Consider the following 5372-nt stretch of genomic DNA (forward strand, 5'->3'; position numbering starts at 1 on the left):
CGCCTCCGCCGCCGGCATCCCGGCGGCGGGGCCTGCCGCGCCCACGGCTGCGACGTCCGAGGCGCCGGCCGAACCGGCTGCGCCGGTCGCGCCGACTGCACCCGCTGCATCCGCTGCATCCGCTGCATCCGCGGGCCGGGTCGCTGCGGCTGCCGCCGCGGGGGCCGCGCCGGACGTCGGCTGCGCCCGGACCGGCGTCCGCTCGCGCAGCGGGCCGCCACCCAGCACCGCCGCGCCCAGGGTCACCACGACGAGCAGCACGGCACACACCGTCGCGACGACCCCCGAGCGGGTGCGACGGGTGAGCGCCGAGCCGATGACCGCGGCCACGCCGACGTGGACGGCGCCGGCGGTCCACCCCGGCCGGCCGGCGGCCAGCAGCACCGGGTGGGCCAGCGCGAGCAGCGCCAGCAGCATGGCCGCCGCCGGCTTCGACAGCAGCCGCCGGCCGAACCGCCACAGGGCCCACCCGAGGGTCAGCAGCGTCACACCGGCCGCGACCACCACCAGCGCCTGCTCGCCGCCGGTCGCGGCCCCCAGCCGGGGCACTGGCCCGGCACGCAGCGCCGCCCCGAGGCCGTCGAGGGTGGCCCCGACCGGACCTGGCGCCACGACGGTCCCGAGCCCGGCGCCGACGAGCGTCACCACCGCGCAGCCGAGCAACCGCGGGGCCTCGGCGGGCCGCTCCTGCGCGGCCACGACCTCGAGCCCCGCCCACACCACGAACGCGACGGCGAGCCCGAGGCCGCCCAGAGGGTCGACGAGCCCGACCGCCACGGCGACGCCGAGCGGGGCCGCCAGGGCCCGCGGGTCGCGACCGCGCCGGGTCAGCAGCAGGTGCGCCGCGAGCACCGCGAGGGCGAGCGCGAGCAGGTGGCGCCCGTCGGCGGCGCCGCTGCCGACCGTCGCCCGTGCACCCGGGTCGGCGACCAGGAGCAGGGCCGCCGCGGCCGCCGCCGGCACCGACCCGGTGACCTCGGCGACCAGCGCCAGCACCCCGAGCGCGAGGGCGGCGCGTGCGATCACCAGCAGCGTCACCGCGGCCACCGGGTGGGATGCGAGGCCGGCCCACGGCACGGGCGCCGCGCCCTCGGAGGTCGCGGTGGCGAGCTGCAGCAGAGCCGGCGCCACCACCGCCACGGCCACCCTCGGCAGCGTGGCGCCGCGCGGGTGCAGCACGACCAGCGCGGCCGGGACGACGACGAGCACCAGGCCGAGCACCAGCCAGCCGCCGGCGCCGTGGCCGGTCCGCGTCAGCTGCCCGGCGTGCACGATCGCCAGCGCCCCGAGCGCTGCGGCGGGCAGCGACGTCCAGCCGCCTCCCGCCTGCCCGGCCCGCACGACCAGCTCGCCGCGGTCGCGCCACGGGTGGTGGTCGAGCAGCACCGGCGGCTGGTCGTCGAGCAGCTCGCGGATCGTGGCCCCGCGGGCGACGGGCGCGCGAGGCGGGGCGGCGCTGCGCTGCGGCATCGGCGGCCCCCTCGAGCAGCGACCCGGTCGGTCAAGGGCGGGTCATGGGCGGCTCTGCAGTGAGCCACGTCACGCACAGTAGACGGGGCCCGCGCCGTCCACGCAACGGCTTGGGGCAACCACTACGCACCGTGTTCGGGGGAGCCCGGCGGGTAGCCGGGGGACCGGTGCGGCGCGGCGTTACCCTTGGGAGTCAGCCGCACGCCTCCGAGAGGTCGCTCACCATGCCCGTCCAGTCGGTGTTCCCGCGTCTCGAGCCGCTGCTCGCGCGCGTGAACAAGCCCATCCAGTACGTCGGGGGTGAGCTGAACTCGACCGTGAAGGAGTGGGACGAGACCTCGGTGCGGTGGGCGCTCATGTACCCCGACGCCTACGAGGTGGGCGTGCCCAACCAGGGCACGATGATCCTGTACGAGGTGCTCAACGAGGTGCCCGACGTGCTCGCCGAGCGCACCTACGCCGTCTGGCCCGACCTCGAGGCGCTGATGCGCGAGCACGGCGTGCCGCAGTTCACCGTCGACGCGCACCGGCCGGTCAGGGCGTTCGACGTGCTCGGCATCTCGTTCTCGACCGAGCTCGGCTACACGAACATGCTGACCGCGCTCGACCTCGCCGGCATCCCGTTGCACGCGGCCGACCGCACCGACGACGACCCGATCGTGCTCGCCGGCGGCCACGCGGCCTTCAACCCCGAGCCGGTCGCGACGTTCCTCGACGCGGCGGTGGTGGGTGACGGCGAGCAGGCCGTCCTGCAGATCACCGAGCTGATCCGCGCGCACAAGGCCGAGGGCAGCCCCGGCGGCCGCGAGGAGCTGCTGCTGCGGCTGGCCCGCACCGGCGGCGTCTACGTGCCGGCGTTCTACGACGTCGACTACCTGCCCGACGGCCGGATCCAGCGCGTCGTGCCGAACCGGCCCGGCGTGCCGTGGCGGGTCTCGAAGCACACGGTCATGGACCTCGACGAGTGGCCCTACCCCAAGCAGCCGCTGGTGCCGCTCGCCGAGTCGGTGCACGAGCGGATGAGCGTCGAGATCTTCCGCGGCTGCACCCGCGGCTGCCGGTTCTGCCAGGCCGGCATGATCACCCGCCCGGTGCGCGAGCGCAGCGCCCAGGGCATCGGCGAGATGGTCGAGCGCGGCCTGGCCGCCACCGGCTTCGAGGAGGTCGGGCTGCTGTCGCTGAGCAGCGCCGACCACACCGAGATCGCCGAGGTCACCAAGGGCCTGGCCGACCGCTACGAGGGCACCAACACCGGCCTGTCGCTGCCGTCGACCCGCGTCGACGCGTTCAACATCGACCTCGCGAACGAGCTGTCGCGCAACGGGCGCCGCTCCGGCCTGACCTTCGCGCCCGAGGGCGGCAGCGAGCGGCTGCGCAAGGTCATCAACAAGATGGTCAGCGAGGACGACCTGATCAACACGGTCGCCGCGGCGTACGCCAACGGCTGGCGGCAGGTGAAGCTCTACTTCATGTGCGGCCTGCCGACCGAGACCGACGAGGACGTGCTGCAGATCGCCGAGATGGCCAAGCGGGTCATCGAGACCGGCCGCCGGGTCAGCGGGCAGAACGACATCCGCTGCACCGTGTCGATCGGCGGGTTCGTGCCCAAGCCGCACACCCCGTTCCAGTGGGCCTCGCAGGCCGACCACGAGACCACCGACCACCGCCTGCAGCTGCTGCGCGACGCCGTCCGGGCCGACAAGAAGTACGGCCGCTCCATCGGCTTCCGCTACCACGACGGCAAGCCCGGCATCGTCGAGGGCCTGCTCTCGCGCGGCGACCGGCGCACCGGCCGGATCATCGAGCAGGTCTGGCGCGACGGCGGCCGGTTCGACGGCTGGAGCGAGCACTTCTCCTACGACCGCTGGATGACCGCCGCCGAGACCGCGCTCGCCGGCACCGGCGTCGACGTCGCCTGGTACACCACCCGCGAGCGCGAGCAGAGCGAGGTGCTGCCCTGGGACCACCTCGACAGCGGCCTCGACAAGGACTGGCTGTGGGAGGACTGGCAGGACGCGCTCTCGGAGGTCGAGGTCGACGACTGCCGCTGGACCCCGTGCTTCGACTGCGGCGTCTGCCCGCAGCTCGGCACCGAGATCCAGACCGGCCCGACGAACCGGCCGATGCTGCCGCTCACCGTCACCGGCCAGCGCCAGACGCTGCTCGCCCAGCCGCACAGCTAGTGCCGGCCCGGACACCCGACGGGCCGCCGCCGCCGCCCGTCGTCCAGAAGGTGCGCCTGGAGTACGCCAAGCGCGGGCGGCTGCGGTTCAGCAGCCACCGCGACTTCCAGCGCGCGCTCGAGCGGGCGCTGCGCCGCTCCGACGTCCCCATGGCGTACTCGGCCGGGTTCCACCCGCACCCGCGCATCTCCTTCGCCGGTGCGGCGCCGACCGGCACCGCGAGCGAGGCCGAGTACGTCGAGCTGTCGTTCGCCGAGCGGTGCGACGTCGAGGCGGTGCGGGCCGCGCTGGACGCCGGGCTGCCCGACGGGCTCGACGTGCTGCGCGTGGTCGAGGCGCAGCCGGGGGCGCTGGCCGACCGGCTCGAGGCCAGCGAGTGGCTGCTCACGCTGCCCGGGGTCACCCGCGCGCAGGTCGAGCAGCCGCTGGCCGCGTTCGTCGAGGCGCTCAGCGTGCCGGTCGAGCGGCTCACCAAGCAGGGCCCGCGCACGCTCGACGCCCGCGAGCCGGTGGTCTCGCTCGTGCTGGACGCCGGCGACGACCCCGCCGCGGTCGGCCCGGACGACGTGGCCGTGCTGCGCCTGGTCGTGCGGCACGTGACCCCGACCGTGCGCCCGACCGAGGTGCTCGTCGCGCTGACCTCGCTCGGGCTGCCGGAGGGCGACCCGCCGCAGGCCGTGCGGCTGCGGCAGGGCCCGCTGGTCGACGGCCTGGTCACCGACCCGCTGGCCTAGGCGCGCCGTCCGCCGGGCGTTCCGGATGCCCAGCGGGCGACTGTGCGATACTGCGAGAGGTCGAGCGGCCCGTCACACCCGCTGCTCGCCCCGACGACTGCCTGCCTCGTGCACGCACCGCCGGTCCGCGCGGCCCTCACCCAGTGAGCGTGCGCCGGGCCCGGGGGTGGAACGCACGAGGCGACGACGGTCTCGCGACACCACGCGAGGGCGCCACGGCGGTCGGCGGCGTCCGACCCCACGCGCCAGCGCGAACGGCCGGACGCAGATGACACGACTTCCGTCGTGACCGCAGCCGCGGCACGACGACGCGACCGCCTCCGAGCGGCGCCGGTGGGGTGTGGACGGCGCCCGGAGGCCGAACGGGAGCACCCCGATGACCGAGCAGCCCCCCACCGACGGCCCCGCGCAGGACGCACCCGCAGCACCGGCGAAGCGCACCCGCGCCCGCCGGGCCGCGACCCGCCCCGCCGGCCCACCCGTCGACCCGCCTGCGGCGGACGCCCCCGAGCCGACGGTCACCGTCGTCCCGGCCGGCGACCCCGCGCCCACCGCAGGTGACGTGCCGACCCCCGCCGTCGACGTCGTCGCCCCCGCACCGGCCAAGAAGGCCGCCCGCAAGCGGGCCACCAAGAAGACCGCCGCGCCCGCCCCCGCACCGGTCGCCGACGAGGCGCCCGCCGCCACGGCGCCCGAGCCCGTCGCCGCGTCGGCGGACGAGGCCGCCGCCGAGCCGGCTCCCGCGAAGAAGACCGCCCGCAAGCGGGCGAGCCGGGCCCGCAAGACCGCCCAGCCGAGCGTGCCGGCCACCGACCCCGGCGCCGACCTGGTCACCGAGCGGTCCGGCGAGCAGCCGGTCGACGAGCCGGCGCCGCTGGCGGACGTGCAGGACGAGCTGCAGGTCGCGCAGCCGGCCGCCGCCTCGAGCCTGCCCGCCGACGAGCTCGCCGAGCCCGACGCCGAGGACGAGGACGAGGCCGCCGAG

2 protein-coding genes and 2 pseudogenes are annotated in these 5372 nt (G+C 76.5%); 3 read left to right on the forward strand and 1 reads right to left on the reverse strand.

Annotation, left to right across the window (positions count from 1 at the left end):
• Positions 1-1470 (reverse strand): annotated as a pseudogene (locus ACYVI6_RS17905) (hypothetical protein); the annotation flags it as partial.
• Positions 1471-1694: 224 nt separating this feature from the next.
• Between ACYVI6_RS17905 and ACYVI6_RS17910 the strand changes: the two are divergent.
• From ACYVI6_RS17910 to ACYVI6_RS17920, 3 genes and pseudogenes are all read left to right on the forward strand, one after another.
• Positions 1695-3653: a TIGR03960 family B12-binding radical SAM protein gene (locus ACYVI6_RS17910; protein WP_460447665.1), complete on the forward strand. Its 1959-nt coding sequence runs from the start codon at positions 1695-1697 to the stop codon at positions 3651-3653.
• Positions 3653-4387 carry a TIGR03936 family radical SAM-associated protein gene (locus ACYVI6_RS17915; RefSeq protein ID WP_460447666.1) on the forward strand — a complete coding sequence of 245 codons (735 nt, stop codon included), beginning with the start codon at positions 3653-3655 and terminating at the stop codon, positions 4385-4387. The genes ACYVI6_RS17910 and ACYVI6_RS17915 overlap by 1 nt, the downstream gene beginning before the upstream one ends.
• A 376-nt stretch (positions 4388-4763) precedes the next feature.
• A pseudogene (locus ACYVI6_RS17920) lies at positions 4764-5372 on the forward strand (hypothetical protein); the annotation flags it as partial.

It is taken from the genome of Angustibacter aerolatus (assembly GCF_054776675.1).

Coding starts and splice junctions, on each gene's coding strand:
- ACYVI6_RS17910 (WP_460447665.1), top strand. CDS start 1,695: ATGCCCGTCCAGTCGGTGTTCCCGCGTCTCGAGCCGCTGCTCGCGCGC.